This window comes from Paenirhizobium cremeum (genome assembly GCF_022884085.1).
Taxonomy (GTDB): domain Bacteria; phylum Pseudomonadota; class Alphaproteobacteria; order Rhizobiales; family Rhizobiaceae; genus Allorhizobium; species Allorhizobium cremeum.
Map to the genome: position 1 here is coordinate 174,323 of NZ_JAGGCS010000004.1, position 26,334 is coordinate 200,656.

The following is a 26,334-nucleotide window of genomic DNA, read 5'->3' on the forward strand; positions in this document are numbered from 1 at the left end:
CCGGCGGTTTTGCGATTTCAATCCCGAAGGCTGCTGTCAGCCCTTGAGATTGCGCTTGGCGAGCGTGCGCAGGCGCAGCGCATTGAGCTTGATGAAGCCGGCGGCATCCTTCTGGTCATAGGCGCCCTGGTCGTCCTCGAAGGTCACCAACTTGTCGGAATAGAGCGACTTCGGCGATTCGCGGCCGATCACCATCACATTGCCCTTGTAGAGCTTAAGGGTGACTTCGCCTTCGACATGGCGCTGGCTGAGGTCGATCGCGGCCTGCAGCATCTCGCGTTCCGGCGAGAACCAGAAGCCGTAGTAGATCAGTTCGGCATAGCGCGGCATCAACTCGTCCTTGAGGTGAGCGGCACCGCGATCGAGCGTGATCGACTCGATCGCGCGATGCGCTGCGAGCAGGATTGTGCCGCCGGGGGTCTCATAGACGCCACGGGACTTCATGCCGACGAAGCGGTTCTCGACGAGGTCGAGGCGCCCGATGCCGTTGTCGCGACCATAGTCGTTGAGCTTGGCAAGAAGGGTCGCCGGGCTCAGCCGAACGCCGTCGATCGATACGGCATCACCCTTTTCAAAACCGATCTTGATGATCGTGGCCTTGTCCGGCGCAGATTCCGGCGAAATCGTGCGCATATGCACATATTCGGGCGCTTCCTGCGACGGATCTTCCAGAACCTTGCCCTCGGAAGAAGAGTGCAGCAGGTTTGCGTCGACGGAGAAGGGAGCCTCACCCTTCTTGTCCTTGGCAACCGGGATCTGGTTCTTCTCGGCGAATTCGAGGAGGTCCGTGCGGCTCTTGAACGACCAGTCACGCCAGGGGGCGATGATCTTGATGTCGGGGTTCAGCGCATAGGCCGAAAGCTCGAAGCGCACCTGGTCGTTGCCCTTGCCGGTCGCCCCGTGGGCAATCGCATCGGCGCCGGTCTTCCTGGCAATCTCGATCAGGTGCTTGGAGATCAGCGGACGCGCAATGGACGTGCCGAGCAGGTAGACGCCTTCATAGACGGCGTTGGCGCGGAACATCGGGAAGACGAAGTCGCGGACGAACTCTTCGCGCACGTCCTCGATGAAGATCTCCTTGATGCCAAGCATCTCGGCCTTCTTGCGTGCCGGCTCGAGTTCCTCGCCCTGGCCGAGATCGGCGGTAAACGTCACGACTTCGGCGCCGAGTTCGGTCTGAAGCCATTTCAGGATGATCGAGGTGTCGAGGCCGCCGGAATAGGCGAGCACGACCTTCTTCACGTCTTTATGCGATGCCATGATGAGAAGTCCGTTCGTGAGCGTGAGCAGCCAGGGGCATACGAACCCTTGGTTTGCGGGCACTTTTAGCGAGATTATCGCGCTGCGCAAGAGGAACGGCCCGCAGCTGAAAGAAGGACGGGACGTCCGTCATGAAGGCTTCGTGTTTGACCGGTTGGATCGAAGCCCCATATCACATGCGCTATCGTCATCAGAAGAGGGCTCCATATGCAGCAACAGGCAATCTCAAAAGGCAATGTCGCCGTCGTCACCGGTGCTGCGTCCGGCATCGGTCTCGCAGCCGCAAAAGCCTTTGCCCGCAAGGGCATGTGCGTCGTTCTTGCCGATCTCGGCGGCGATCCCCTGGCGGATGCATGCCGGCAGGTCGCAGAACTCTCCCCGAACCCCGATACGGATATCGTGGCGATCGAGACCGACGTCGGCAGGCTTGCCGATCTGGAAGCGCTCGAACGGGCTGTCATCCAGCGTTTCGGCCGCGTTCACCTTCTCATGAACAATGCGGGCATCCAGCCGGGCAGCAGCATTTTCGGTTCGCAGGCCAATTGGGAAAACGTTCTCACGGTCAACTTGATGGGCGTCATCAACGGCACACGGGTTTTCGGGCCGAACATGATGGCCCATGGCGAACCCGGCCTCATCATCAACACCGGCTCGAAACAGGGCATCACCACACCACCAGGCGATCCGGCCTACAACGTGTCGAAGGCGGGCGTGAAGGCCTTTACCGAGGCCCTGCAACACGAGCTTCGCAACACCGAGGGATGCCGGGTATCCGCTCACCTGCTGATCCCCGGCTGGGTCTTTACCAGGCTGACACAGGGAGACGCCAAGACAAAGCCCGAAGGCGCCTGGACGCCGGAAGAGACAATAGCCTTCATGCTGGAGAGCATAGAGAGGGGCGATTTCTATATCCTGTGCCCCGACAACGACGTGGACCGTGCGACCGATGAAAAGCGCATCCTCTGGGCCGCCGGGGACATCGTCGAGAACCGGCCGCCATTGTCCCGCTGGCATCCGGACTATGCACAGAAGTTCAGGGCCTTTCTGAACGGTCAATAAGGCCGATTGGCAATCCGCCCGCGGCCCGGTATGGATGGCGCATATAGCGTCGCCCATACCGGGCTTCTCTCTGTTGCGGACCTGCCTCCATGGAATTCATCCCGAGCCTTCCCACCCTCCTCGCTTTCAGCCTGGCTATTTTTCTGCTCGCCATCACGCCCGGACCGGACATGACGCTCTGGATCAGCCGCTCCCTGCGCGACGGCCGGGCAACAGGGCTTATGACCCTTGCAGGCACTAGTTTCGGGATTTCCATTCACACCATGCTGGTGGCCTTCGGCATTTCGGCGCTGATCGTTGCTTCGCCCACTGCCTTCACCATCCTGAAGACCGGCGGCGCCGGCTATCTGCTGTGGCTCGCCATCCAGGCGGTGCGTCACGGCTCGAACTTCGTCGTGCGCGCCGACGGCCAGCGCCAGTCGCAGCCGGTTCAGGCTTTCCTGAACGGGCTCTGGGTCAATCTGCTGAACCCGAAGGTCATCATTTTCTTCATGACCTTCCTGCCGCAATTCGTCAGCGCCAGCGATCCGCATGTCACCGGCAAGCTGCTCTTTCTCGGCATCTGGTCGATTTTCCTGTCGCTGCCGATTGGTCTCGGCATCATCTACATGGCCGACGTCCTGTCGAGTTGGCTGCAGGCGAACCGCAAGGTTCTCCGCGCCGTCGACTACACTTTCGCTGGTGTTTTCTCGATTTTCGCCGTGAAGATCCTCTTCACCCAGGCCCGCTGAACACGAAACAAAAAGGCGCCCGGGGTCGAAACCGGACGCCGCTCAAGAACGCGCCTTACCGGCTCAGCCGATCAGTAACTCGTCGTCATCAAGCGTCTGGCCGCGAATGCGTCGGAACATGTTTATCAGGTCTTCCACCTCGAGGTCCTTGCGGCTGTCGCCGGCAACGTCGAGAACGATCTCGCCGGCATGCAGCATGATGGTGCGGGCACCGAAATCCAGCGCCTGACGCATGGAATGCGTCACCATCAGGGTTGTCAGCTTGCGCTCCGATACAATGGACTGAGTGAGGTTCATGATGAACTCGGCCATGCCCGGGTCGAGCGCCGCCGTATGTTCGTCAAGCAACAGCACGTCGGAACCGCTGAGTGTCGCCATCACCAGAGAGACCGCCTGCCGCTGACCACCGGACAAAAGGTCCATCCGGTCGGTCATGCGATTTTCCAACCCGAGATTGAGCGCCGCCACGCGATCGCGAAATTCCCCGCGGCGATTGCCGCCAAGCGCCGCCGAAAGGCCCCGACGCTTGCCGCGCATGGCCGCAAGCGCGAGGTTCTCCTCGATGGAGAGCGCACCGCAACTGCCGGAGAGCGGATCCTGGAAGACGCGGGCCACGAGCCCGGCACGGCTGGCGGTCGGCCTGCGAGACACATCCGCATTGCCGATGTTGACGTGGCCGGAGGTCGGCAAAACATCGCCGGCAAGCACGCCGAGCAGCGTCGACTTGCCGGCGCCGTTGGAGCCGATGACGGTGACGAAGGACCCCGTCTCGATGGTGAGACTGACGTTTTTCAGCGCTTGTTTTTGCAGCGGCGTGCCGCGGCCGAAGACGACATCGATGTTTTCGAGCGAAATCATGCCGAAGCTCCTCCCCGGCGTAGTCTGGGAAGCACGAGCGCGACAGCAACCAGCACCGCCGTCACGAAGTTCAGATCGGAGGCCTTGAGGCCGAGCACGTCGCTGGACAGCGCAAGCTGGATGGCAAGGCGATAAGCGATCGAGCCGGCGACACAGCCGATAAGGGCAACCAGCAGGCCGCGCTTGCCGAACAGTGTCTCACCGATGATGACGGCCGCAAGACCGACGACAATGGTGCCGACGCCGGAGGTAACGTCGGCAAAGCCGTTCGTCTGGGCAAACAATGCGCCGCCAAGCGCTACCAGCGCATTGGAAAGCGCGATGCCGAGATAGATCTGGTTATCCGTCTGCACGCCCTGCGCGCGAGCCATCCGCGCATTGGCGCCGGTCGCGCGCATGGCAAGACCGGCATCGCTTTCGAGAAAACGCCAAACGAGGAAGATCGCGATGGCGACCAGGGCAAAGAGGAAGAGTGGGCGCACGTAATATTCGGGAATCCCGTGACCGTAGAAAGGCGTCAGCATGGTGTCCTGATTGAGCAGCGCGACGTTCGGTTTGCCCATCACCCTGAGGTTCACGGAGAAAAGCGCAATCATCGTCAGGATCGAGGCCAACAGGTTGAGAATGCGAAAACGCACGTTCAACAGCGCGGTCACGAGACCAGCCGCCGATCCGGCCGCCATGGCGATGGCAGTCGCCACCCATGCGTTCAATCCCGCAATGATGAGGACTGCGGCAACCGCGGCCCCAAGAGGAAAAGAACCATCGACGGTCAGGTCAGGAAAATCGAGGACACGGAAGGCAAGATAAACGCCAATCGCCACGAAGGCGAAGACCAGACCCAGCTCAACGGCACCCCAGAAGGCGATTTGGCTCACGGCAGAAGTCCTTCAAGCTTGCGGCGAACGTCACGGCGTGCCCGCCTGCAGCCCGGCAAGAGCAAGGGCCGCGACCGCGCGGCCCCGCTGTCCGTTTGTTATTCGATCGTTTTGGTCGCGCGTTTCGTGACGCTTTCCGGGAAGGCGACGCCCATCTTGGCGGCCGCGGCCTTGTTAATCACGAGATCGGTGCCGGCTGCAACGCGAACCGCGATGTCGCCGGGCTTTTCGCCCTTCAGGACACGAGCGACGACTTCGCCGGTCTGTTTGCCCACGTCGAAATAGTTGAAGCCGAGGGCTGCGAGCGCGCCGCGGGAAACGGAATCCGTGTCACCTGCATAAAGCGGAATCTTCGCTTCCTCGGCAACGCCGACGGCGGCTTCGAATGCAGAAACGATCGTGTTGTCGGTCGGAATGTAGATCACATCGGCGCGGCCGACGAGTGCACGTGTCGCACCCTGTACTTCCGCCGACTTGGTGGCGACGGATTCGACGACCGTCAGGCCGGCCTTCTCGGCTTCAGCCTTGAGGGCTGCAAGCGTCGAGACGGAGTTGGCTTCGGCGGAGTTGTAGATGAAGCCGATCGACTTGGCGTTCGGCGTGATTTCCTTGATGAGCGCGACATGGTCGGCAACCGGCGACATGTCCGAAAGGCCGGTAACGTTTCCGCCGGGCTTTTCCATGTCCTTGACGAGCTGCGCGCCGAGCGGATCGGAAACGGCGGTAAAGACAACCGGAATGTCGCGGGTGGCAGCGACCACGGCCTGGGCGGACGGCGTGGAGATCGGCACGATGACAGTCGGGGCGTCGCCCACGAACTGGCGTGCGATCTGCGCGGCCGTGCCCGGATTGCCCTGGGCCGACTCGTAGACGAATTTCAGGTTTTCGCCGTCCTTGTAGCCGGCTTCGGCAAGCGCCTCCTTGATACCATCGCGCGCCGCATCGAGAGCGGGATGTTCGACGATTGCGGTAACCGCAACGGTGACGTCCTCGGCCTTGGCAGGCAGGACGATCGCAGTGGCTGCAAACAGGGCGAGCAGAATTGCGCGCATGGGGTAACCTCCGGGATTTTGTTTTATCCGGTCTTCTTATGGAAGCGACCGGTCAAAATCAATCGCGCAGGCCGAAGACACGTCAGACCTTAGTCGTCCTCGCCGTGGCCCACGATCATCATCGCCTCGAAAGCGAGGCGCTCGGTCTTGCGCATGCGCTCGGACTCCGACTTCAGCTGGCCGCAAGCAGCAAGGATATCGCGACCGCGCGGAGTGCGGATCGGCGAGGCATAGCCGGCCTGGTTGATGAAGTCGGCGAACTTCTCGATCTGCGCCCAGTCGGAACACTGGTAGTTGGTGCCGGGCCACGGATTGAACGGGATGAGATTGATCTTCGCAGGAACCCCTTTGAGGAGCTGCACCAACGCCTTGGCGTCCTCAAGACTGTCGTTCACGTCCTTCAGCATCACATATTCGAAGGTGATGCGGCGGGCATTCGAAAGGCCGGGATACTTCCGGCAGGCGTCGATCAGTTCTTTCAGCGGATACTTCTTGTTGATCGGCACCAGCATGTCGCGCAGCTCGTCGCGCACGGCGTGCAGAGAGATTGCCAGCATGCAGCCGATCTCCTCTCCGGTACGGAAGATTTCGGGCACGACGCCGGATGTGGAAAGCGTGATACGCCGCTTCGAAAGTGACAGGCCGTCGCCATCCGAGGCGATCAGCAAGGCCTGCTTGACGTTCTCAAAATTGTAGAGCGGCTCGCCCATGCCCATCATGACGATGTTGGTGATCTTGCGATCGCTGGAAGGCACCATGGCACCGACAGGCACGTCGCGATCGGGGAAATCGCCCAGACGGTCGCGGGCAAGCAGAAGCTGCGAAAGAATTTCCTCCGCCGTCAGGTTGCGCACCAGCCGCTGCGTGCCGGTGTGGCAGAAGGAACAGGTGAGCGAACAGCCGACCTGGCTGGAAATACAAAGCGTTCCACGGCCTTCCTCGGGGATGTAGACGGTCTCGACCTCGACGGGCCGGCCGGCCCCGCGCGCGGGATAGCGCAGCAGCCACTTGCGGGTGCCATCGTTGGAGACCTGTTCCTCGACGATCTCCGGGCGGGCAATGGTGAAATGCGTCTTCAGCATTTCACGCATGTCCTTGGCGACATTGGTCATCGCGTCGAAGTCGGAAACGCCGCGCACGTAGAGCCAGTTCCACAGCTGGCTGACGCGCATCTTGACCTGCCGTTCCGCCACACCCTTTTCGCGCAGGGCTGCCGCCATGTCCTCCCGGCTGAGGCCGATCAGGGACGGCTTCTCGGACAGCCTTGCCGGCCCGGGCGCCGCCGGTGCAACATCACGTGCGATCACATTTTCCATGACGGCCATGCCGCTCAACCTTCCTGACCCAATGCGCCGATCAAGCGACCGCCTTAAAAGCGGGCGCTTTCGATCGCTTCGATGCACCTAAGGCATGTCGGGCAAACGTGTCGATCGGTTTTGCAATCACGACATGCGAAAAACACGAAACCGAAGCGCAGGATGCTATCCGCAGGATCGCGACACGCTTCAGAAAAATCCGCAGGCGCGCAAATTTGTGCGGACCTTCCGGCTCGGGTCGCGCCTTTAGCAGTTTTTTTGCCCTGCGTCACGCCGAATATGAGGCTTCCCCGAAACGCGAAAAGCCGGCTTCCGCCGGCCCTTCGTGCACAGCCCTTGTCAGGCCGGACTTACTTGCAGCCTTCGATCTTTTTCAGCGCAGCCGAAATACCCGAAAGCGAATAGGTATAGGCAGTTCCGGTTCCACGGGCCGAAGTCGCCTTGACCGTCATCGAATGACCCGTCTTCATCGCCGCAACCAGCGCCGGTTCCTCGGCGGCATTTTCCACCCAGGCCGAAGTGTCCTTCACAAACATCACGAAATTCTTGTTGTCGACCGTGACGTTGACCTTCGAGTTCTCTTTCAACGGATAGCCCATCATGGCCTGAGGCTCATAGGAGATGTTCTGGCCGGGGCGCTGGGATATGACAAAGAAGATATCCCCATGATTGACGGCAGGCGGCTGCTTGTCGGTCGGCACCGACAATACATAGCAGACCGTTCCGCTATTCGACTTGTAAGAATAGGCACCCCAGGCCTTGAACTGCTCGATGCGAGTGGGCGACTGGGCAGCAGCGATGCCGCCGCTTGCCAGGATGATTGCCACTGCGGTTACGGTACTTCTTGCGAACATGTCTTCCTGCCGGTTGTGTTTCCATCCATCGCCCGATCGGGGAGATCGGGATATTTTTCGTCGAAACCTGATTCAGTTTGACTTAATTTAGGTTACCAAACCGTCAACGCCGCGATGTTTCTTGTCGCAGGTCGCTGCACAGTCTTGGTTTCCGTATATGACCGGGCCATGGGGAGATGTTTACCGCACCATCCCTTCCGATGATTTGATCTAGATTCAAGAAATCGGGCAAGAGTTGGGCTGCATGCGTCTTTGTTCGCCGACCTTCGCAGTCCGGATTTTTCATCCGGCCCGTTTCAGTCGCTCAGGCGGCGTCCTGCGCCGAGGGATTGTCCGCGAGCATCCGGTCCGCCGCCGTGTAATGCCGTTCCTTGATATGCCCGCTGATCAGCGCAATCGCCGTCGTCAGTACCGCGATATCGTCGGTGAATCCGATAAGGGCGAACATGTCCGGGATCGTGTCGAGCGGCAACACGAAATAACCGAGCGCGGCAAGGAGGATGCCACGCACCCGCAAGGGCGTTTCCCGGTCGGTCGCACAATAGAACGAAGCGACGACGTCACGCGAGAACGGGATCTGTCGCAACGCCCTCTTCAGCGTCGGCCAGAATTTCGCGCGGACATTCTCCTCCTGCCTCGCCTGCGTTTCCTCGTCACCGGGCAACAGGATCTCGCCGATTTTGATATCGTCCATGCTTTCATGATCCTCGTGTTTGGACACGATCAAAATATGGTGAATGGCGAGATGAAATCAATCGGCCGGCAACAGACGGTCGATCGCCTCCGCCATTTTGAAGTCCAGCGCACTCAGGCCCGAGACGGCATGGGTGGAAAGAATGATGTCGACGCGGTTATAGACGTTGAACCATTCCGGATGGTGATCGATCTTTTCCGCAAGCAGGGCGCAGCGGGTCATGAAGGCGAAGGCTTCGCTGAAGTCCCTGAAGCGGAAGCTGCGGCTGATTGCGGCCCCATCCCGTCCGAGTTCCCACCCCCGTCGTTCCGCAAGCATCGTGTCGATTGCGGCTGGGTCCAGTTTTTCGTATTTCATAGCAGCGATACCTCCTCGATCAGGGCCTGGATGACTGCGTTCCCAATCCTTTTCGTCTGCCTCGGCAATATCTGCCGCTCGCCATTGGCCGAAGGCATCTTTCGCCATCTGGCCGAGCAGCGCGGCCTCGCCTCCTCCTATCCGGCCGATTCAGCCGGAACGGGCGGCTGGCACATCGGCCATCCGCCGGACCATCGTTCCGTGAAAGTGGCCCTCGGCCACGGGATAGATATTTCCGGCCTTCGCGCGCGACGCGTCGACCCATCGGATTTCAAACGTCCCGGCCTGATCCTGGCTATGGACAAGAACAATCTCGCCCATGTGCGAAAGATGGCGCCATCCGGGTGCCGAAGCGATATCGCACTCTTCGGCGACTATGCCTTCGCGGATGAAACGGAGATCCCTGACCCCTATTACGGCGGTCTTGCGGACTTCGAACGGGTCTACAGCATGCTCTTGACCGGCTGCAGTTCCATCTTGGAAAAACTGGAAGCGGCCCGGGCCTCGTGAAGAGGGAAGACCTCTTCCGTCAGGTAAGGACCGCCGCCGACCGATTCCTTCGACGACAGCAGCACGAAGCGTGTGACGGTAAAGGGAGCCGTGTGGAAATCGCCGCGGCCGGCGAGGTAATGCACGACATCGTCGACACGCGCCGACTTGAGGCGCGCGAGCGTCACATGCGGCGTGAACTTTCGCGGATCCGGCGGCAGGCCTATGCGCTGGCAGATTCGTTCGATTTCCGCCTGCAAGGCATACATCTCCGGAGCGGGAGACACGCCGGCCCAGACCGAATGCGGTTTCTTCGATCCGAAAGAACCGATGCCATTGAGACTGAGCTGGAATTCGGGACGGTCGATACGGTCGAGTCGGTCGACGATCTCGTCGGCGGTGCGACCATCCACATCGCCGATGAAGCGAAGGGTGATGTGGTAATTCTCCACATCGATCCATCGGGCACCGGGAAGACCACCGCGCAGAAGGGAGAGGCTTAATGCCGCATTGCGCGGAATTTCGAGGGCAGTAAATAATCTCGGCATAGCGAGCTCCCCGAATCTTTTTGCAGATGCTCATAGCGAATCACGCAATGGGCATGCGTGCAAGCTATTATTTCGGCTTGTCCTTAATCGTTTTGAGGAAGCTCTCCGTGACCGGCAGCATGCGCTCGACCATGGTCGCCACACCCTTTGCATTCGGATGCATTCCGTCCTCCAATTGCAGTGCCGCCTGAGCGGCAACGCCATCGAGAACAAAGGGATAGAAGGCAAGCGCGTATTTTTCCGCAAGCCTCGGATAGATGCCGTTGAAACGCTGGGCATAGTCCTCGCCCATGTTGGGGGGCGCAAGCATCCCGACCAGCAACACCGGAATGCCGCGCTCTTCAAGCCGGCTAATGATTGCCTCGAGATTTCGTTCCGTCTCCTCCGGAGCGACGCCGCGTAGGGCATCGTTTGCGCCAAGCTCCAGGATCACGCCGCTCGTGCCCTCGGGGACGGACCAGTCGACACGGGAAAGCCCCGCCGAGGTCGTGTCACCCGAGACACCCGCATTGGCGATGACGACGTCATGCCCCCGCGCGACCAGCGCCGCCTGCAGACGGGCCGGCAACGCATCCTCCTGCGGCAATTGATAGCCCGCCATCAGGCTGTCGCCGAAGCCGACAAGCTGCAGGGACTCGGCCGACGCGAAAGACGCGAGCGGGAACATCCCGCCCAGGATCACGGCTAAATGAAGAAGAGCGGCTTTAAATCTCATTGTGCCTTTCCTAAATTGGCGAGGCCGATGACGGTGCGCGGCGGCCTCTTCGCGCCAATCTATATAAGGCGGGCAAGCGTGAGAAAAACCATCATCGAACTCAAGAAGGCCGATCTGACGCTCGGAAGCGCCGCAGCCTCGGTGCATGTGCTGAAGAATATAGACCTTGCCATCTCCCAGGGTGAATCGGTTGGCATCGTCGGTCCCTCGGGTTCGGGAAAGTCCACCCTGTTGATGGTGCTCGCCGGACTGGAACGGCTCGACAGCGGCGAAATCAACGTCAACGGCGAACCGCTGCATCGCCTTGGGGAAGATGCGCTCGCCGATTTCCGCGGAAGGAACATCGGCATCGTTTTTCAGTCCTTTCACCTGATCGCCAACATGACCGCGCTTGAGAACGTGGCGGTTCCGCTGGAACTTGCGAACACGCGGAATCCCTTCGATATCGCGCGGAAGGAACTTCAGGCCGTTGGCCTCGGCGAACGCCTGGATCACTATCCCGGACAGCTTTCGGGCGGCGAACAGCAGCGCGTCGCCATAGCACGCGCCCTTGCCCCTTCGCCGGCCGTGCTGATCGCGGATGAACCGACGGGAAATCTCGACGTGGAAACCGGCCGCCAGATTGCCGATCTCCTGTTTGCCAAGCAGGCAGAGCGCGGCATGACGCTGGTGCTGGTCACCCACGATCCGGCGCTCGCCGACCGCTGCTCCCGCCAAGTGCGCGTCGCCTCCGGGCGCATCGCCGCCGATCTCGTGGGTGACAAAAGACAGCCGGAACGGCAGCCGGCATGAAGGACTTTACATCACGGCTCGGCATCGCCTTTCGAATAGCACTTCGGGAACTGCGCGGCGGCTTGAAAGGCTTTTACATCTTCCTCGCCTGCATCGCGCTCGGCACCGGGGCCATCGCGGCGGTAAATTCCGTCTCCACCGCGATTACCGATTCCATTTCCTCCGAAGGCCGCACCCTCCTTGCCGGAGACGTCCGCTTCGAACTGACCAATCGCGAGGCGAACGGTGAAGAGATGCGCTTCCTGGAAGGCCTGGGAAAGGTATCCGCTTCGACGGTGCTGCGTTCGATGGCCCGCCTGCCGGACGGATCGGATCAGTCGCTGGTTGAGGTCAAGGCCGTCGATGAGGCCTATCCCCTCTATGGCGCCCTCGTCACCGAGCCGCCCCTATCGATACTCGACCTCCTTGCCTTGAAAGACGGAGCCTATGGCGCCGTCGCAGCACCCCTGCTTCTGGAAAGGCTCGGCCTGTCGGTCGGCCAGGAGATCCTTGTCGGAAAAGCCCGCTTCAGGATCACCGGCGCCATCGTCAACGAACCGGATTCCATTTCCGACGGCTTCGGCTTCGCCCCGCGTCTCCTGACCAGCCGGGATGCGCTCAGGGCAACCGGCCTTATCGAAACCGGCAGCCTCGTCGAACACGCCTACAAAGTCCGCTATAACGACCCGGCACCCGGACCGGAGGACGTGCGTCAAAGAGCGCAGAAGGAACTGCCGAATGCCGGCTGGTCTATCCGCACCAGCGACCGCGCCGCTCCGTCGCTCACGGAGAATATAGACCGTTTCTCGCAGTTCCTGACGCTGGTCGGCCTGACGGCCCTGGTGGTCGGCGGCGTCGGCGTCGCCAATGCCGTGCGTGCCTTCCTCGATTCCAAGCGCACGGTGATCGCAACGCTGAAATGCCTCGGCGCCCCGGCCTCGGTGGTGGTGATGGTCTATCTCTTCCAGATCGCCATCGTCGCCGCGATCGGCATCGGCATCGGTCTCCTGCTCGGCGCCATCGCCCCGATCGTTGCCGCAAGCTATCTGGCCGGCATCCTGCCGATCTCTCCGGCCCCCCGGCTTTATCCCGGAGCCCTGCTGCTTGCGACCGTATTCGGCATGCTGGTGACACTCGCCTTCGCGATCCTGCCGCTGGGTCACGCCCGCAAGGTCCCTGCGACGGCACTTTTCCGGGAACAGGGCTTTGAGGCACGCGGGCTTCCGGCATGGCCTTACGTCGCAGCGACCGCGCTGGCGCTGGCCGCGCTGGCGGCGCTTGCGATTTTCACGTCCGACGACCGTCGCATTGCGGCAATCTTTCTCGTGGCGATGGCCGCCGGTTTCCTCCTCCTAAGGCTTGTCGCGCTGCTGATCGCCTTCCTCGCCCGGCGCAGCCCGCATATGCCGTCCCCGGCGCTCCGGCTCGCCGTTGGAAACATACACCGGCCCGGCGCATTGACGCCGGCCGTGACGCTTTCGCTCGGGCTTGGTCTCAGCCTGCTTGTGGCGCTTGCTCTGATCGACGGCAACCTGCGCAAGGAACTAACCGGAAACCTGCCGGAAAGGGCGCCCAACTTCTTCTTCGTCGATATCCAGAAGGCCGACCTCGACGGTTTCCGCTCGATCCTGCAGCAGCGGGCGCCGAAGGGAAATATCGTCGAAGTTCCTATGCTCAGGGGTCGCATCCTCGCCTTCAACGGCACCGACGTTACCAAAATGCAAGTCCCTCCGGAGGGGCGCTGGGTGCTGCGCGGCGACCGTGGAATCACCTATTCCGCCGATCTGCCGGAGAACGCCTCCGTTACGGAAGGAAGCTGGTGGCCGGCCGATTACACCGGGGAACCGCTTGTATCCTTCTCCGCCGAGGAAGCGCGAGAGCTCGGCCTGAAACTCGGCGACACCGTCACAGTCAACGTGCTGGGACGAAACATCACGGCCAGGATTGCCAATTTCCGCAAGGTGGAATGGGAGTCGCTGTCGATCAACTTCGTCATGGTCTTTTCTCCCAACACCTTTGCCGGTGCGCCGCATGCCTGGCTGGCGACATTGACCGATCCGGGCGCCACGACCTCGGACGAGGCGGCAATCCTGAAAGCCGTCACGCAGACCTATCCGACCATTACCAGCGTTCGGGTCAAGGATGCGCTTGACGTCGTCGACCGGCTGGTCGGACAGCTCGCAACCGCGATCCGGGCCGCGGCAGCGATTGCGTTGATCGCTTCGGTCCTGGTGCTCTCCGGCGCGCTCGCCGCCGGCAATCGCGCCCGCACCCACGATGCAGTCGTGCTGAAGACGCTTGGGGCAACGCGGGCGATGCTGATCCGGGCATTTACCTACGAATACCTGCTGCTCGGCGCTGCGACCGCTATCTTCGCACTCATTGCCGGCGGCGGCGTCGCCTGGTTCGTCCTCGCCAGGATCATGAAACTGCCCTCCTCCTTCCTGCCCGATGTCGCGCTCATGACACTGGTGATCGCCCTGGCGACGACGATCGGCATCGGCCTTGCCGGCACCTGGCGCATACTCGGGCAGAAGGCCGCACCCGTGCTGCGTGAACTCTGAGGCAGGTCGTTTACCAAGGCGCGTAATGATTACGCCTTTTTAACTTGGGCGGGACTTGTCGCGGGCCACGATAAATCTCATATTATCCACAGGCATGCTGAGCTCCGCAGCGGCGCCCGGGCGTATTGCCCGACACCGTAACATCCATCGGAGCTTGAAAAGAGGAAACAATGTCTGAACTCCGCAACTACCAGAGTCGTGTGGGCCAGAATGGCGCCCAGTCGGCCGCGATGATCGATGAAGGCCTTCGCGCCTACATGCTGAAGGTCTACAACCTGATGGCTCTCGGTCTCGCGATCACCGGTATTGCTGCATTCGTCACCTTCCAGATGGCGGTCGGCAGCGACGGCCAGTTGACCGCCTTCGGCCAGGCGATCTATTTCAGCGCCCTGAAATGGGTGGTGATCTTTGCCCCTGTCGCGCTCGTGTTCTTCATGAGCTTCAGGATTAACTCGATGAGCGTTCCCGCCGCCCAGACAACCTTCTGGGTCTATGCTGCGCTGATGGGTCTCTCGCTGTCGTCGATTTTCCTGGTCTATACCGGTTCCAGCATCGTCCAGACCTTCTTCGTGACGGCCGCGTCCTTCGGCGCCCTGTCGCTCTATGGTTACACGACCAAGCGTGACCTCTCGGCCATGGGTTCGTTCCTGATCATGGGTCTGTTCGGCCTGATCATCGCTTCGCTGGTGAATATCTTCCTGGCCTCCTCGGCCCTGGAATTCGCCATCTCTGTGATTGGCGTCCTGATCTTCGCAGGCCTGACGGCCTACGACACCCAGAGCATCAAGGAATCCTACTATGAGGCCGATGGGGCGGAAATGGCCGGCCGCAAGGCGATCATGGGCGCTTTGCAGCTCTACCTCGACTTCATCAACCTCTTCCTGTTCCTCCTCCGTTTTCTCGGCAACCGCGAGTAACGGACGGAACATCGAACAGCGTCACATTCGGCGCCGTTTCGCTCAGTTTGAAGAAGCCCCGCCAATCGGCGGGGCTTTTTGTTGAGATTAGTGCCCTCGGCGTCTCCCGGGGATGTCCCGACGGGCATCGGAAAAGTTTGCAGAGCGAACCTGAAAGGTCGCGATGCACTTCAGGAGCCCAAGAAAAAAGCCTCCGGCGCAAACCCGGAGGCTTTTTCAAAAGTACGGCTGGCGATCCGAAATCGCCGCACGTAAGGCAAGTTTTACGCTGCCTCTTCTTCCGGTGCGTCGTCTTCCTCGATCGTCTTGCCGCGCTTGGGACCCTTGGCAAGGTTCACTTCGACGAGACGGACAGCTTCGGTTTCCGACATCTTGTTCACGGCCGCGATTTCGCGAGCCATGCGATCGAGAGCGGCTTCGTAGAGCTGACGCTCGGAATAGGACTGCTCCGGCTGGTTTTCGGCGCGATAAAGATCGCGAACCACTTCGGCGATCGAGATCAGGTCGCCGGAATTGATCTTCGCATCATATTCCTGGGCGCGACGCGACCACATCGTGCGCTTCACGCGCGCCTTGCCTTGAACGACCTTCAGGGCGCGATCGACGAAATCGGTTTCGGACAGCTTGCGCATGCCGATGCTCACAGCTTTAGCGACCGGAACCTTCAGCCGCATCTTGTCCTTTTCGAAGTCGATCACGAAAAGCTCAAGCTTCATGCCTGCTACTTCTTGCTCTTCGATGGCGGTAATGGTACCGACACCATGTGCCGGGTAGACGATCGACTCGCCGGTCTTGAAGCCGTGGCGAGTCGGAGATTTCTTCTGCTGGGTCGTCATTCGTTTCAAAAACTCCCTGTTATGCTCCCGGCAAGATGCCGGCGCCGGGTCGGTCAGGCCCGGATGAGACGGGGGAAACCGTCGGGTCACTCCATCCTGATCCAGCCCGTCACACGCAAACACAACCTTCTTCGCGACAGCGACCCGACAGTCAAATGTCGTTAATGTCACGGAACCCGCGGAGGATGATGAGTTTGCTTTCGTGATGGTTCAGGGCATGCTAATGCCGCAAAGTGGAACAGTTTCGACAACCTATCACAAAAAACTGAGGAAATCAATATTTTACTGCCACGTCGCCTTAAATGCCGCGACGCAGACTTGACCCGGCCCTAAATGCGGCGAATCACCGACGAAGGGGGAGTATCAGGCGAGCGCTCCCCGATCCGCTCCCTCAGTCGCCCTGCCCTGGCTTGGGGGAGAAGTACATCTCGTACTTTCCTTCGACGCCATCCATCTCCTTGGCTTCCGGCAATGGATCGCGCTTGACCGTGATGTTCGGCCAGATCTTGGCATATTCGGTATTGATCTGCAGCCACTTGTCGAGACCCGGCTCGGTATCCGGCTTGATCGCCTCGGCAGGACATTCGGGCTCGCAGACGCCGCAATCGATGCATTCATCGGGATGAATGACGAGGAAGTTCTCGCCCTCATAGAAACAGTCGACCGGGCAGACCTCCACGCAATCGGTGTATTTGCAGCGGATGCAATTGTCGGTGACAATATAGGTCATTGCGGCACTCCAAAAGCTCGTTTTCCGCGCGAGGACGGTGACGACCGCGTGCCCGCGCAAATTTGGGTTCAGACCACGGCTGAACGCACTCGTTTAACCAATGGGAGGATCGGTCGGACGGCTTGTCAGCTACTGCGTTATTGGCGCTATAGCAAGGATAAACAATCCTGAAAATAGCCGCAGACACACACAGTTTTCTAATGGGAGACTTCAAGGTTCGTCCGGTCGCAGCCGGTCGATTGCCCGTCGCTCTTTTTTGGTGGGGCGGCCGCTTCCGGAAGAACGCATCGCCTGCTCCAGCGCGCTGATGCGTTCCGGTTCCGGCGGCGTCTGGTCCTCATAGAGTTGGCGGGCCTCTTCGTAGGGCCCGCGCCGCTCGCCCGGCTTCAAGACCACCACAACGAGATCGCGCCGCTCCAGCGCGATCTCAAGGCGATCTCCGGGTTTCAGGAGGTGACTGGGCTGGCGCACGTTCAAGCCATTGACCTTGACATGCCCGGCAGACACCCGCTCCTGCGCCAGCGTCCGGGACTTGAGTATCCGCGCAAAGAACAGCCACTTGTCGATACGCTGGCGCGAACCGGAAGGTGGCTGTTGATCGGCGGACGTCACTTCTTCATCTGCTCCTTCAGAGCAGCGAGCTTCGCAAAGGGCGAATCCGGATCGATCGGCTTTTCCTTTCGCGGAGGCTTGGCCTCAAAACGGGCAGGCTGCGACTTGTTGTCGCGTTCGGGCCGGTTGGGCCGGTCCTTGCGCTCGCCCCGATCCGGACGACCGCCGTCCGACTTCTGGCCGAAACCGCCGCGTCCGCCTTCCTTGCCCTTGGGTTTTCCGCCATGGCGTTCGTCGTCGCGGCGACGGTCGTCACGGCGGGCTTCGCCGCGGCCTTCGGCCGGTGCGCGATTGCCGCCATGCCCGCGCCGGTCGCCACCGGGACGCGCGCCACGCTGATTGTCGTTACGACCGCCCGGACGCCACAGGAGAACCGGCTTCGGCTCTGCAGGCGCAGCCTCGTCAGCGGAAGTTGATGCCTCGACGGCGATAGCGGTTTCCGCTTCGCCGGCAGACGTGGCAATCGCCTCGTCCGTGCTTGCCGTCTCATCCTGCGTCGCATCGGCACTCTGCTCGTCCCCGGAGGAAATCTCTTCCGGAGCCGCCTCGCCATCCGCGACGACTTCACCTGCCGGCGCGGCATCCGCTGGAGACTGGGCTGCAAGGAAGGCAGCCGCTTCTTCCGCGGTCACGCTGTCGGCGCGATAGCCAAGGCCCTTCAGGATTTCTTCCATGTCGTCAGGCGTCGCACCGAGAATCGACAGCATGGCGGTGGTGGTCGTAAAACGGCGGCCGTCATAGGCGCCGTCCGGACGCGGGGTCGCGCCGGGCTTCCACTGCAGCAGCGGCCGGATGAGATCGGCCAGACGCTCGAGAATGTCGATCCGCACGGCCCGCTTCCCGAGGAAGCGGAAGCCGGCGAGCTTGTAGAACATCCGCTCGAAGCTCGCATCGGTCACCACGGACGTACGGCCGGCGGCAAGAACCGGAATCAAGTCGCCGTAGCCGGGCTTGTCGAGGCCGTCATTCTTCAGCGCCCAGAGAAGGGTGATGAGCTCCGCCGGAGCCGGCTTCAAAAGCGCCGGCATGAAGATGTGGTAGGCGCCGAAACGCACCCCATAGCGGCGCATCGAGGCGCGCGCATCCTGGTCGAGCGACTTCACGTCGTCGGAAACGTCGCGGCGGAACAGCACGCCGAGGTTTTCGACGAGCTGGAAAGCCAGTCCCTTGGCGAGCCCCTGAAGATCCTCGGCGCGCGAAAGATCGTCGAGAGGCTTCAGAACCGTCGAGATGTGATGATTAACGAAGCGTTCGATGCGGGCAACCACATGATCGCGCGCATTGCCGGTCAACTGCTCGTCTGCAAGCAGAATGACACGCGGATGCAGGATGTGGTCGCTGCCCGTCAGCCGGGCGACGGGATCGCCGAGCCAGCGAACCAGACCTTCCGAACTGATCGCAAGATCGTTGTTGCCGGAAGCATGCAGCCTTGCCGCCCTTGCCTCGAATTCGAGACCAAGCGCCCTCTGCGCCGCGGCCTGCACGGCCTTGGCGTCCGGCCCCTCGGTTCCCGAAATGGGCGTGAACCGAAAACCGGCGAGCTGCCCCATGTGATGTCCCTCCACGAAGACATCGCCGTTCACACTGATTTCAGCTTCCAACATCGCATTCTCTCTCAAGCGCTTCATGAGCACAGATGTCCTGCGATCAACAAAGCGTTTCGTCAACCGTTCATGTAGCGCATCGGACAATCGGTCTTCGATTTCCCGCGTCTTTTCTTGCCAGTGTGTCGGATCGGCAAGCCAGCCGGGCCTGTTCGACACATAGGTCCATGTCCTGATCTGGGCGATTCGCGCGGAAAGCGTGTCGATTTCACCATCGGTGCGATCGGCGCGTTTCACCTGTTCGGCCAGGAAATCCTCGTTCACCGTGCCATGCCTGACGAGATCCGAAAAGAGGCTTTGGATCAGATCTGCATGCTGCGCCGGCGTGATTCGGCGATAATCCGGCAGCGCACAGGCATCCCAGAGCTTTTCGACCCGCGCCGGCGTGTTCGCAAGATCGATGACTTCCGGATAGCGGGCAAGGAAATCCAGCGCCTGCTGATCGATAGCCGGCAATGCACGTGTCAGTCCCTCGATGCGGGGCGCCGCTTCCAGGCTGCGCTGTAACGCCGTGATCGAGGAAAAATCGAAGGCGGCAGTGCGCCACTGCAAAATCTTCACAGTATCGAATTCATGTCCTTCGAGGCGCTCAACGAGTTCGTCGTCGAAGGGATCGACCCGTCCCGTCACCCCGAAAGTACCGTCCTTGAGATGCCGGCCGGCACGTCCCGCAATCTGCCCGAGTTCCGCGGGATTGAGATTGCGGAACTGGTAGCCATCGAACTTGCGGTCCTGAGCGAAGGCAACGTGGTCGACGTCGAGATTGAGACCCATGCCGATGGCGTCGGTCGCGACGAGATATTCGACGTCGCCCGCCTGATAGAGCCCTACCTGTGCATTGCGGGTACGTGGGCTGAGCGCCCCGAGCACCACGGCGGCACCGCCCCGCTGGCGCCGGATGAGTTCAGCGATGGCGTAGACCTCGTCTGCCGAGAAGGCGACAATGGCGGTCCGCTGCGGCAGGCGGGTGATTTTCTTCTGCCCAGCATAGAAAAGCTGCGACAGGCGCGGCCTTTCGATGACGGTAATGCCCGGCAGCAATTGCAGGAGAATCGGCTTCATCGTACCGGAGCCGAGAAGCAGCGTCTCGTCGCGCCCGCGAAGATGCAGCAGCCGGTCGGTGAAGATGTGCCCGCGCTCGAGATCGCCGGCAAGCTGGATCTCGTCGATCGCCACGAAGGAGGCCTTGGTCTCCCGCGGCATCGCCTCAACCGTGCAGACGGAAAAACGGGCATTCGGCGGCGCGATCTTTTCTTCGCCCGTCACCAGCGCGACATGCTGGGCACCGACGCGCTCGACAAGCCGCGTATAGACTTCACGGGCGAGCAGCCGCAGCGGCAGGCCGATGATCCCGGAACCATGGGCGACCATGCGGTCGATGGCGAAATGGGTCTTGCCGGTATTGGTCGGCCCCAGCACAGCAGTGACGCCGCGGCCGCTCAGGATCATGGGTTGCGAATTCAATTACCGCTCCGGACTGCAAATGGCCGCCGGCAGGAACGAAAATCCGACCCGCAAACCTCGCCCACACATGGCGACGAACGCCGTCAAAGGCAAGGCCGATCATCGCCAAACTCCGAAAAGCGATGTGTTTCGGAAGACAAAAGCGCGCATTTTTCCGATTCCGGAACAGGCTGCGAACGAATCGGCGACGAATCGACGACTCCAGCGGATTCAGCATTTGTTCACGGCTACATATCGTCGGACTCTTGCCGGACTCCTACGAAATGCTGAATCAAATCATGAAGTTCCTGCTTTAAGGCAATCAGTTTGCTGGCAAAGCGGAGAATCGGGGAACTTCCGTCTGTCAATAGCGTTTCTGCCGGCGAGGTTGACACGAAATAAAACTTCCCCGCCACCGGCAGAATGGATCAGCAGAAGGAACGGCTATAACTTCGTTCTGCTCCACGTCATCGTCATGGCTCCCGTCTTCTGGCAGGTCTTTGGTCCCGACATCTGCTGGCAAGGAAGGACGGTCGCCTGTCCGTTGCCGGGCCATCATCCCTGGAAGCTGGCCCTTGCCGGCCAGTTTCTTTCGGCTGAAACCGTCGTCGCCTGCACGCCGAACACCCGCATATGCCGGAAATTCCCCTGGTTTGCCGCACTGTTGCAAGGGAAACGGCGCGATGGAACAAACTTGCCCACGCCGCGTTGAAGGCCAAGGCAGAACCGAGCTTTGCATCTGAATGGGGAGGGCCGCCATGCTGAGTACTATTCTCGTCGTTATCATCATTCTGCTCCTGATCGGCGCGCTGCCGAACTGGGGTTATAGTCGTAGTTGGGGCTATGGCCCTTCCGGTGGATTGGGCCTTGTGCTGCTCATCCTTGTCATTCTCTTGCTCATGGGCCGGATTTGAGCCCACGTTCCATCGAAAGGAAAAGACGATGAAAAAAACTCTTCTTGCTCTGGCATTGATCGCTCCTCTCGCATCCTGCACGGCTACGGAAAAAGGCGCGAGCATCGGCGCGGCTACCGGCGCCGTAGTCGGCGGCGTTGCAACGAACTCTTGGGGCGGAGCGGCGGTCGGCGCAGCGGTCGGCGGTGTTGCCGGCGCCCTGATCGGGCAATCCCAGGAACGACCGGGCTATTGCATCTATCGCGACAGGTATGGTCGCCGATATGAAGCGCGCTGCCGATAAACGCACGAGGAGGATTGCGGTTCCGGAACGAACCGCAGCCGCTTGATCGGCGAAACCAGCGCTTCCGAAAAGCCACCGGCCCCACCGCCGGTGGCTTTTTGCCGACCGTTTTCAGCACCCGCGTTAAGACTTCGACCAAAGCCGGAACGAATCGGCGACGAATCGCTTACGCAGCGGGTTTCCCGCTTTGTTCACCGCTATATATTGTTGAATAACAAACGGTTAACCATAGAGAACGGTGGATATTAAGGGATTTCCCTTAGCCACCGGATCGGATCGTTAACGTATGCGCAAAAGGCATGAGGCCGGCACGAAGGCCGGCCTCATATTATGACAGGCGAATTTTCTCAGACGAAAAACTGTCCGCCATTGGCCGAAATCGTTGAACCGGTAATAAACCCTGCATCGTCTGACGCAAGAAACACCACGATGCGCGCGACCTCTTCCGGTTCGCCGAGGCGACCAACCGGGATTTGCGGAATGATGCGTTCGTTCAGCACCTTTTCCGGGATGGCGCGGACCATCTCCGTACCGATGTAGCCGGGGCAGATGGCATTGACGGTGATGCCCTTGGCGGCCCCTTCCTGGGCGAGTGCCTTGGTGAAACCGAGATCGCCGGCCTTGGCGGCGGAATAGTTGGCCTGCCCCATCTGCCCCTTCTGTCCGTTGATCGAGGAAATGGTAATGACGCGCCCGAAATTGCGGTCCCTCATGCCGGACCAGATGGGGTGGGTCATGTTGAAGACACCGTTGAGATTGGTGTTGATGACCTCGCTCCATTGCTCCGGCGTCATCTTGTGAAACATCGCATCCCGGGTGATACCGGCATTGTTGACGAGCACGTCGACCGGACCCAGTTCCGCCTCCACACTGGCAATCCCTTCGACGCAGGCGCTGTAGCTGGAAACGTCCCATTTGAAGATCGGGATACCCGTCTCCTGCCTGAAGGCCTGCGCCTTCTCGTCGTTGCCGGCATAATTTGCCGCCACCGAATAGCCGGCGTCCTTGAGCGCGACCGAGATCGCCGCTCCGATGCCCCGCGTTCCACCCGTCACCAATGCCACTCTGCCCATGAGCTGTCACTCCCTCTCTGTAAAGCTTCGCCGGCCACCGACTTTTCTTCCGAAGCCGTTGTTAGGATAGTTTTATGACACTTGATCAGACCCGCCCGGCGGCGTTTCCCACCCCGCCGGCTCCCGCAGGTCTTCGTTCCTCCCTTAAAGAGCCTCGAGGCACATGGCGATGCCCATGCCGCCGCCGATGCAAAGCGTGGCAAGTCCCTTTTTCGCACCGCGGCGCTTCATCTCGAACAGCAGCGTATTGAGAATACGCGCGCCGGAAGCGCCGACCGGATGACCGATTGCGATGGCGCCGCCATTGACGTTCACGATGGAGGTATCCCAGCCGAGGTCCTTGTTGACCGCGCAGGCCTGCGCCGCAAAGGCCTCATTTGCCTCGACCAGATCGAGATCCGCGACGTTCCAGCCGGCTTTTTTCAGCGCCTTGCGCGAGGCCGGGATCGGTCCCGTGCCCATGACCTGCGGATCCACACCTGCGGTTGCCCAGGACGCAATGCGGGCAAGCGGCGCGATACCGCGTCGGCCGGCCTCCTCCTCGGTCATCAGCAGTGCCGCTGCCGCACCGTCATTGATGCCGGACGCATTGGCCGCGGTGACCGTGCCTTCCTTGTCGAAGGCAGGCTTGAGCTTGGTCATGCTGTCGAGCGTCGCGCCGAAGCGGATATATTCGTCGGCATCGACCGTGATGTCGCCCTTGCGGCTGGGCACGACCACCGGCACGATCTCGTCCTTGAAACGGCCGGCAACCTGCGCCGCCTCAGCCTTGTTCTGCGAGGAAACGGCGAAGGCATCCTGCTCGTCGCGCGAAAGCTGCCACTGGCGGGCGACGTTTTCGGCGGTGATGCCCATGTGATAGCCGTAGAAAGCGTCGGTCAGCCCGTCCTTGATCATGCTGTCGATCATCTTCAGATCACCCATCTTGGTGCCGCCGCGAAGATGCGCAACATGGGGCGCCATGGACATTGATTCCTGGCCACCGGCAACAATGATTGCAGCATCGCCCGTCGCGATCTGTTGCATGCCCAGCGCAACGGCGCGCAGACCCGAACCGCAGAGCTGGTTCATGCCCCATGCCGTCGCTTCCTGCGGAATGCCGGCCTTCATCGCGGCCTGCCGCGCCGGATTCTGCCCCTGTCCCGCTGTGAGAATCTGACCGAGGATCACCTCGTCAACTTCCTTGGCGTCGACGCCCGCCCGCTCCAGAACGCCCTTGATCGCAACCGCGCCGAGTTCGTGAGCCGGCACATTGGCGAAGACGCCGTTGAAAGATCCAACCGGGGTGCGCGCCGCGCTGGCGATGACAATGGATGCACTGCTCATGGGTGGTCTCCTCGCGTTTATCAGTCGTTGACGATGAAACTGGCAAAGCTTTCACCCGGTGTCAAACAGGAAGAAAGCAGACCCGTTTCATTCCTTGGTTGTACCCTCTTGAATTTCGTCAAATGCGGGTCCCGCATTGCACAAAGAGATTGTCACCGCGCTTCGTTTGCGTTTACATTCATGGAGGGAAGAGCAAAAATTCACAATAACGACGGGGTTAGGAGGCACGAATGGCCAAGACAGAGGGCGAGATTGTCATAAAAAAATATGCCAACCGCCGGCTCTACAACACAGGCACCAGCACTTACGTCACGCTGGAGGACCTGGCCAAGATGGTGAAGAAGGGAGAGGAATTCGTCGTACAGGATGCCAAGACCGGTGAGGACATCACCCATTCCGTCCTGACGCAGATCATTTTCGAGCAGGAGTCGAAGACAGGCAATACGCTATTGCCGATCTCCTTCCTGCGCCAGCTCATCGGCTATTACGGCGACCAGATGCAGATGGTCGTACCGAGCTTTCTCGAACACTCGATGAAGGCCTTCACCGAACAGCAGACCCAGATGCGGGAACAGATCACCAAGGCGTTCGGCGAAACGCCGCTGACCAAGAATCTGCAGATGCCCATACAGCTCATGGAAGAGCAGGTGAAGCGCAATACCGAAATGTTCCACCAGGCGATGCAGATGTTCTCGCCCTTCCTCGGCAGCCAACCTCCGAAGGAAAGCCGCAAGGCGGAGGCCAAGGACATCGATGAACTCAAGGAACAGCTTCGCACGCTGCAGAACAAGCTCGACAGCCTCTGAGCCAATTACAGAGAGGTACGCGACACGAAGGGCGGAAGCATGGCTTCCGCTTTTTTTGTGGGCCGAGAACAAGCCTGCAATCAGAGACCGATCGAAACGTCCCGGCCGGCCGAGCGGATGGAAACCGCAAAGCCTCCGACGACGTCGATGAAGGCGATCGTCATCAAGATGAAGAAATTCTGCGTCGCCGCGTCCCGCACCAGCAGGAACTCGACCAGAAACGCGATGAAGACCAGCATCGACAGCATATGGTTGAGAAGCGAACCGGATCCGTTCCGGGTGGCCTTCAGGATCTCGACGAACAGCACGACGAGGCCGACGAGAATGAACACGTCGCCGACCGACAGGGTCCAGATCGCGCCTGAGAGCATCAACAGCGACATCACGTCGTGCTGCAGCGCCCCGATACCGCCGGCTCCGAAAACGCCGAGCATGGCGAGATTGTAGAGCACGAACGGCACGATCATCAGCGGGATGGCGGCAACCATGAGAAAGTCCTTCAGCCGGCGGGAAACGAACTCCCTGTCTCATTTCGGGACGATTAATTGCCGGCTGGCCGGAAAAAGTAAAGGCCGGCGCAAAGGCCGGCCCTTGAAAGATCTCTGCGTAAGCAGGACTTATGCGCTTTCCTTCGGCGTCAGCACCTGACGGCCGCGATACATACCGGTCTTCAGATCGATATGGTGCGGGCGGCGCAGTTCGCCGGAGTTCTTGTCCTCGACATAAGCCGGGGCCTTAAGACCGTCAGCAGAACGGCGCATACCGCGCTTGGACGGGCTTGTTTTTCTTTTCGGTACAGCCATTTCAGTTACTCCACATGACGGGCAAAACAGATTCCGCGGCCCGGTGAGGCCGAACAGCATCTGTCTCGATCTCGGAATTTTGCGGGCTTATACATGCCCGGCAGGGCTTTGACCAGTCCCTGGCGCATTTTTTTCGCCCGGCCCTGACAGAAATGGCGTCATGCCTCGTCCTCGGGCACGATCCAGGTTTCCTGAAGGGCTGCGTCCCGCCAGGCGACCCATGCCGGGTGAGCCTGCATTGCCGACATGTATTCCAGCGTATCCTCGCTGGAAACCAGATCGTAGACATCAAACCGATTGACCACCGGTGCATACATGGCATCGGCCGCCGAGAACCCTCCGAACAGGAAGGGTCCGCCCGAGCGCCGGCGCATCTCCCGCCAGATGTTCTCGATCCGCTGGACGTCGGCCGTGACGCCTTCCGGCAGGTCGATCGCCCGCTTCTCCCGCCGGATGTTCATCGGGCAGGCGCCGCGCAGCGCGCGGAAGCCGGAGAGCATTTCCATCGCGATCGAGCGCGCCATCGCCCGGTCACCGACATCCTCGGGCCAGATTCCTACATCGGGAAAGAGTTCACCGGCATATTCGATGATCGAGAGCGACTCCCAGACCCGCAATGCGCCGTGATGCAGCACCGGCACCCGCCCTGTCGGGGAGATATCCCGGAAGCGAGGATTGCCCGCTTCGAAGTCGAACGGGATCAATTGCTCCTCGAAAGGGACACCGGCCGCCGTCAGCGCGATCCAGGGCCGGAACGACCATGAGGAATAATTCTTGTTGCCGATATAGAGAACGAGCCCGTCCATTGCCTTCCTCCTGCTGGTTACGCCGGTTTCGAGCT

At 60.6% G+C, this 26,334-nt stretch carries 29 protein-coding genes; 10 read left to right on the top strand and 19 right to left on the bottom strand.

Annotated elements, in window-relative coordinates; all coding sequences use genetic code 11:
- Positions 1-36: 36 nt before the first annotated feature.
- Positions 37-1,260: an argininosuccinate synthase gene (locus tag J5N58_RS09415; protein ID WP_113425501.1), complete on the bottom strand. Its 1,224-nt coding sequence runs from the start codon at positions 1,258-1,260 to the stop codon at positions 37-39.
- Positions 1,261-1,467: 207 nt separating this feature from the next.
- Here J5N58_RS09415 and J5N58_RS09420 point away from each other — a divergent pair, with 207 nt between their 5' ends.
- Both J5N58_RS09420 and J5N58_RS09425 read left to right on the top strand, forming a co-directional pair.
- A complete protein-coding gene (locus J5N58_RS09420) occupies positions 1,468-2,319 on the top strand; it encodes an SDR family NAD(P)-dependent oxidoreductase (protein ID WP_244710591.1) in 852 nt (283 codons plus the stop codon).
- 89 nt (positions 2,320-2,408) lie between these two features.
- On the top strand, positions 2,409-3,050 hold the full coding sequence (locus J5N58_RS09425; protein WP_112830454.1) for a LysE family translocator: 642 nt from the start codon (positions 2,409-2,411) through the stop codon (positions 3,048-3,050).
- 63 nt (positions 3,051-3,113) lie between these two features.
- Here J5N58_RS09425 and J5N58_RS09430 read toward each other — a convergent pair whose 3' ends face one another.
- From J5N58_RS09430 to J5N58_RS09460, 7 genes are all read right to left on the bottom strand, one after another.
- Positions 3,114-3,908: an ABC transporter ATP-binding protein gene (locus tag J5N58_RS09430; RefSeq protein ID WP_112830455.1), complete on the bottom strand. Its 795-nt coding sequence runs from the start codon at positions 3,906-3,908 to the stop codon at positions 3,114-3,116.
- Positions 3,905-4,786, bottom strand: a complete 882-nt coding sequence (locus J5N58_RS09435) for an ABC transporter permease (protein WP_113443110.1) — start codon at positions 4,784-4,786, stop codon at positions 3,905-3,907. Before J5N58_RS09435 ends, J5N58_RS09430 begins: the two co-directional genes overlap by 4 nt.
- 98 nt (positions 4,787-4,884) lie before the next feature.
- On the bottom strand, positions 4,885-5,838 hold the full coding sequence (locus tag J5N58_RS09440) for an ABC transporter substrate-binding protein (RefSeq protein ID WP_244710594.1): 954 nt from the start codon (positions 5,836-5,838) through the stop codon (positions 4,885-4,887).
- Between the two features lie 89 nt (positions 5,839-5,927).
- On the bottom strand, positions 5,928-7,154 hold the full coding sequence (rlmN, locus tag J5N58_RS09445) for a dual-specificity RNA methyltransferase RlmN (RefSeq protein ID WP_425314460.1): 1,227 nt from the start codon (positions 7,152-7,154) through the stop codon (positions 5,928-5,930).
- 350 nt (positions 7,155-7,504) lie between these two features.
- A complete protein-coding gene (locus J5N58_RS09450; RefSeq protein WP_112830459.1) occupies positions 7,505-8,008 on the bottom strand; it encodes an invasion associated locus B family protein in 504 nt (167 codons plus the stop codon).
- Positions 8,009-8,312: 304 nt separating this feature from the next.
- Positions 8,313-8,702, bottom strand: a complete 390-nt coding sequence (locus tag J5N58_RS09455) for a YkvA family protein (protein ID WP_244710596.1) — start codon at positions 8,700-8,702, stop codon at positions 8,313-8,315.
- A 57-nt stretch (positions 8,703-8,759) separates the two neighbouring features.
- On the bottom strand, positions 8,760-9,059 hold the full coding sequence (locus tag J5N58_RS09460) for a 4a-hydroxytetrahydrobiopterin dehydratase (RefSeq protein WP_113447437.1): 300 nt from the start codon (positions 9,057-9,059) through the stop codon (positions 8,760-8,762).
- A gap of 30 nt (positions 9,060-9,089) precedes the next feature.
- Here J5N58_RS09460 and J5N58_RS09465 point away from each other — a divergent pair, with 30 nt between their 5' ends.
- Positions 9,090-9,569 carry a low molecular weight protein-tyrosine-phosphatase gene (locus tag J5N58_RS09465; protein WP_244710598.1) on the top strand — a complete coding sequence of 160 codons (480 nt, stop codon included), beginning with the start codon at positions 9,090-9,092 and terminating at the stop codon, positions 9,567-9,569.
- Here the strand turns inward: J5N58_RS09465 and thpR are convergent.
- Together thpR and J5N58_RS09475 are read right to left on the bottom strand one after the other, a co-directional pair.
- Positions 9,503-10,096: an RNA 2',3'-cyclic phosphodiesterase gene (gene thpR / locus J5N58_RS09470; protein WP_113338158.1), complete on the bottom strand. Its 594-nt coding sequence runs from the start codon at positions 10,094-10,096 to the stop codon at positions 9,503-9,505. The two genes, J5N58_RS09465 and thpR, sit on opposite strands and share 67 nt — an antisense overlap.
- 67 nt (positions 10,097-10,163) lie before the next feature.
- Positions 10,164-10,811 (bottom strand): arylesterase, encoded by a 648-nt coding sequence (locus tag J5N58_RS09475; protein ID WP_113338157.1) that lies wholly within the window; start codon positions 10,809-10,811, stop codon positions 10,164-10,166.
- A gap of 78 nt (positions 10,812-10,889) precedes the next feature.
- On the opposite strand from J5N58_RS09475, the gene J5N58_RS09480 reads away from it, so the two are divergent.
- The 3 genes from J5N58_RS09480 (at position 10,890) to J5N58_RS09490 (ending at position 15,063) form a co-directional block, all read left to right on the top strand.
- Positions 10,890-11,603, top strand: coding sequence for an ABC transporter ATP-binding protein (locus tag J5N58_RS09480; RefSeq protein ID WP_112830709.1), 714 nt, complete (start codon positions 10,890-10,892; stop codon positions 11,601-11,603).
- On the top strand, positions 11,600-14,146 hold the full coding sequence (locus tag J5N58_RS09485) for an ABC transporter permease (protein ID WP_113465969.1): 2,547 nt from the start codon (positions 11,600-11,602) through the stop codon (positions 14,144-14,146). The genes J5N58_RS09480 and J5N58_RS09485 overlap by 4 nt, the downstream gene beginning before the upstream one ends.
- 170 nt (positions 14,147-14,316) lie before the next feature.
- Positions 14,317-15,063 carry a Bax inhibitor-1/YccA family protein gene (locus J5N58_RS09490; protein WP_112830466.1) on the top strand — a complete coding sequence of 249 codons (747 nt, stop codon included), beginning with the start codon at positions 14,317-14,319 and terminating at the stop codon, positions 15,061-15,063.
- A 263-nt stretch (positions 15,064-15,326) separates the two neighbouring features.
- On the opposite strand, the gene J5N58_RS09495 is transcribed toward J5N58_RS09490, so the two are convergent.
- From J5N58_RS09495 to J5N58_RS09510, 4 genes are all read right to left on the bottom strand, one after another.
- Positions 15,327-15,899 (bottom strand): CarD family transcriptional regulator, encoded by a 573-nt coding sequence (locus tag J5N58_RS09495; protein ID WP_112830467.1) that lies wholly within the window; start codon positions 15,897-15,899, stop codon positions 15,327-15,329.
- Positions 15,900-16,290: 391 nt separating this feature from the next.
- Complete coding sequence (gene fdxA / locus J5N58_RS09500; protein WP_112830468.1) at positions 16,291-16,629, bottom strand: ferredoxin FdxA; 339 nt, start codon at positions 16,627-16,629, stop codon at positions 16,291-16,293.
- Positions 16,630-16,839: 210 nt separating this feature from the next.
- The gene (locus J5N58_RS09505) at positions 16,840-17,241 is read right to left on the bottom strand and encodes an RNA-binding S4 domain-containing protein (protein WP_113465970.1); all 402 of its coding nucleotides are present in this window, start codon (positions 17,239-17,241) and stop codon (positions 16,840-16,842) included.
- A complete protein-coding gene (locus J5N58_RS09510) occupies positions 17,238-20,294 on the bottom strand; it encodes a helicase-related protein (RefSeq protein WP_244710695.1) in 3,057 nt (1,018 codons plus the stop codon). The genes J5N58_RS09505 and J5N58_RS09510 overlap by 4 nt, the downstream gene beginning before the upstream one ends.
- A gap of 34 nt (positions 20,295-20,328) precedes the next feature.
- Between J5N58_RS09510 and J5N58_RS09515 the strand changes: the two genes are divergently transcribed.
- The 3 genes from J5N58_RS09515 to J5N58_RS09525 are packed head-to-tail and all read left to right on the top strand — an operon-like array spanning position 20,329 to position 21,485.
- Positions 20,329-21,000 carry a hypothetical protein gene (locus J5N58_RS09515; protein ID WP_162757393.1) on the top strand — a complete coding sequence of 224 codons (672 nt, stop codon included), beginning with the start codon at positions 20,329-20,331 and terminating at the stop codon, positions 20,998-21,000.
- A gap of 46 nt (positions 21,001-21,046) precedes the next feature.
- Positions 21,047-21,202 (top strand): DUF3309 family protein, encoded by a 156-nt coding sequence (locus J5N58_RS09520; protein ID WP_112830472.1) that lies wholly within the window; start codon positions 21,047-21,049, stop codon positions 21,200-21,202.
- A gap of 28 nt (positions 21,203-21,230) precedes the next feature.
- Positions 21,231-21,485 (top strand): glycine zipper domain-containing protein, encoded by a 255-nt coding sequence (locus J5N58_RS09525; protein WP_112830473.1) that lies wholly within the window; start codon positions 21,231-21,233, stop codon positions 21,483-21,485.
- 347 nt (positions 21,486-21,832) lie between these two features.
- On the opposite strand, the gene phbB is transcribed toward J5N58_RS09525, so the two are convergent.
- Positions 21,833-22,558, bottom strand: coding sequence for a beta-ketoacyl-ACP reductase (gene phbB, locus J5N58_RS09530; RefSeq protein WP_112830474.1), 726 nt, complete (start codon positions 22,556-22,558; stop codon positions 21,833-21,835).
- A 144-nt stretch (positions 22,559-22,702) separates the two neighbouring features.
- Entirely contained in the window at positions 22,703-23,884 is a 1,182-nt protein-coding gene (locus J5N58_RS09535; protein ID WP_113447443.1) for an acetyl-CoA C-acetyltransferase, read from the bottom strand.
- 230 nt (positions 23,885-24,114) lie between these two features.
- Here J5N58_RS09535 and phaR point away from each other — a divergent pair, with 230 nt between their 5' ends.
- Complete coding sequence (gene phaR / locus J5N58_RS09540; RefSeq protein ID WP_112830476.1) at positions 24,115-24,690, top strand: polyhydroxyalkanoate synthesis repressor PhaR; 576 nt, start codon at positions 24,115-24,117, stop codon at positions 24,688-24,690.
- A gap of 80 nt (positions 24,691-24,770) precedes the next feature.
- On the opposite strand, the gene J5N58_RS09545 is transcribed toward phaR, so the two are convergent.
- The 3 genes from J5N58_RS09545 to J5N58_RS09555 form a co-directional block, all read right to left on the bottom strand.
- Positions 24,771-25,178 carry a hypothetical protein gene (locus tag J5N58_RS09545; protein ID WP_244710600.1) on the bottom strand — a complete coding sequence of 136 codons (408 nt, stop codon included), beginning with the start codon at positions 25,176-25,178 and terminating at the stop codon, positions 24,771-24,773.
- 129 nt (positions 25,179-25,307) lie between these two features.
- A complete protein-coding gene (gene rpmF / locus J5N58_RS09550) occupies positions 25,308-25,493 on the bottom strand; it encodes a 50S ribosomal protein L32 (protein WP_112830478.1) in 186 nt (61 codons plus the stop codon).
- 158 nt (positions 25,494-25,651) lie between these two features.
- The gene (locus J5N58_RS09555) at positions 25,652-26,299 is read right to left on the bottom strand and encodes a glutathione S-transferase family protein (protein ID WP_113443116.1); all 648 of its coding nucleotides are present in this window, start codon (positions 26,297-26,299) and stop codon (positions 25,652-25,654) included.
- Positions 26,300-26,334 lie beyond the last annotated feature (35 nt).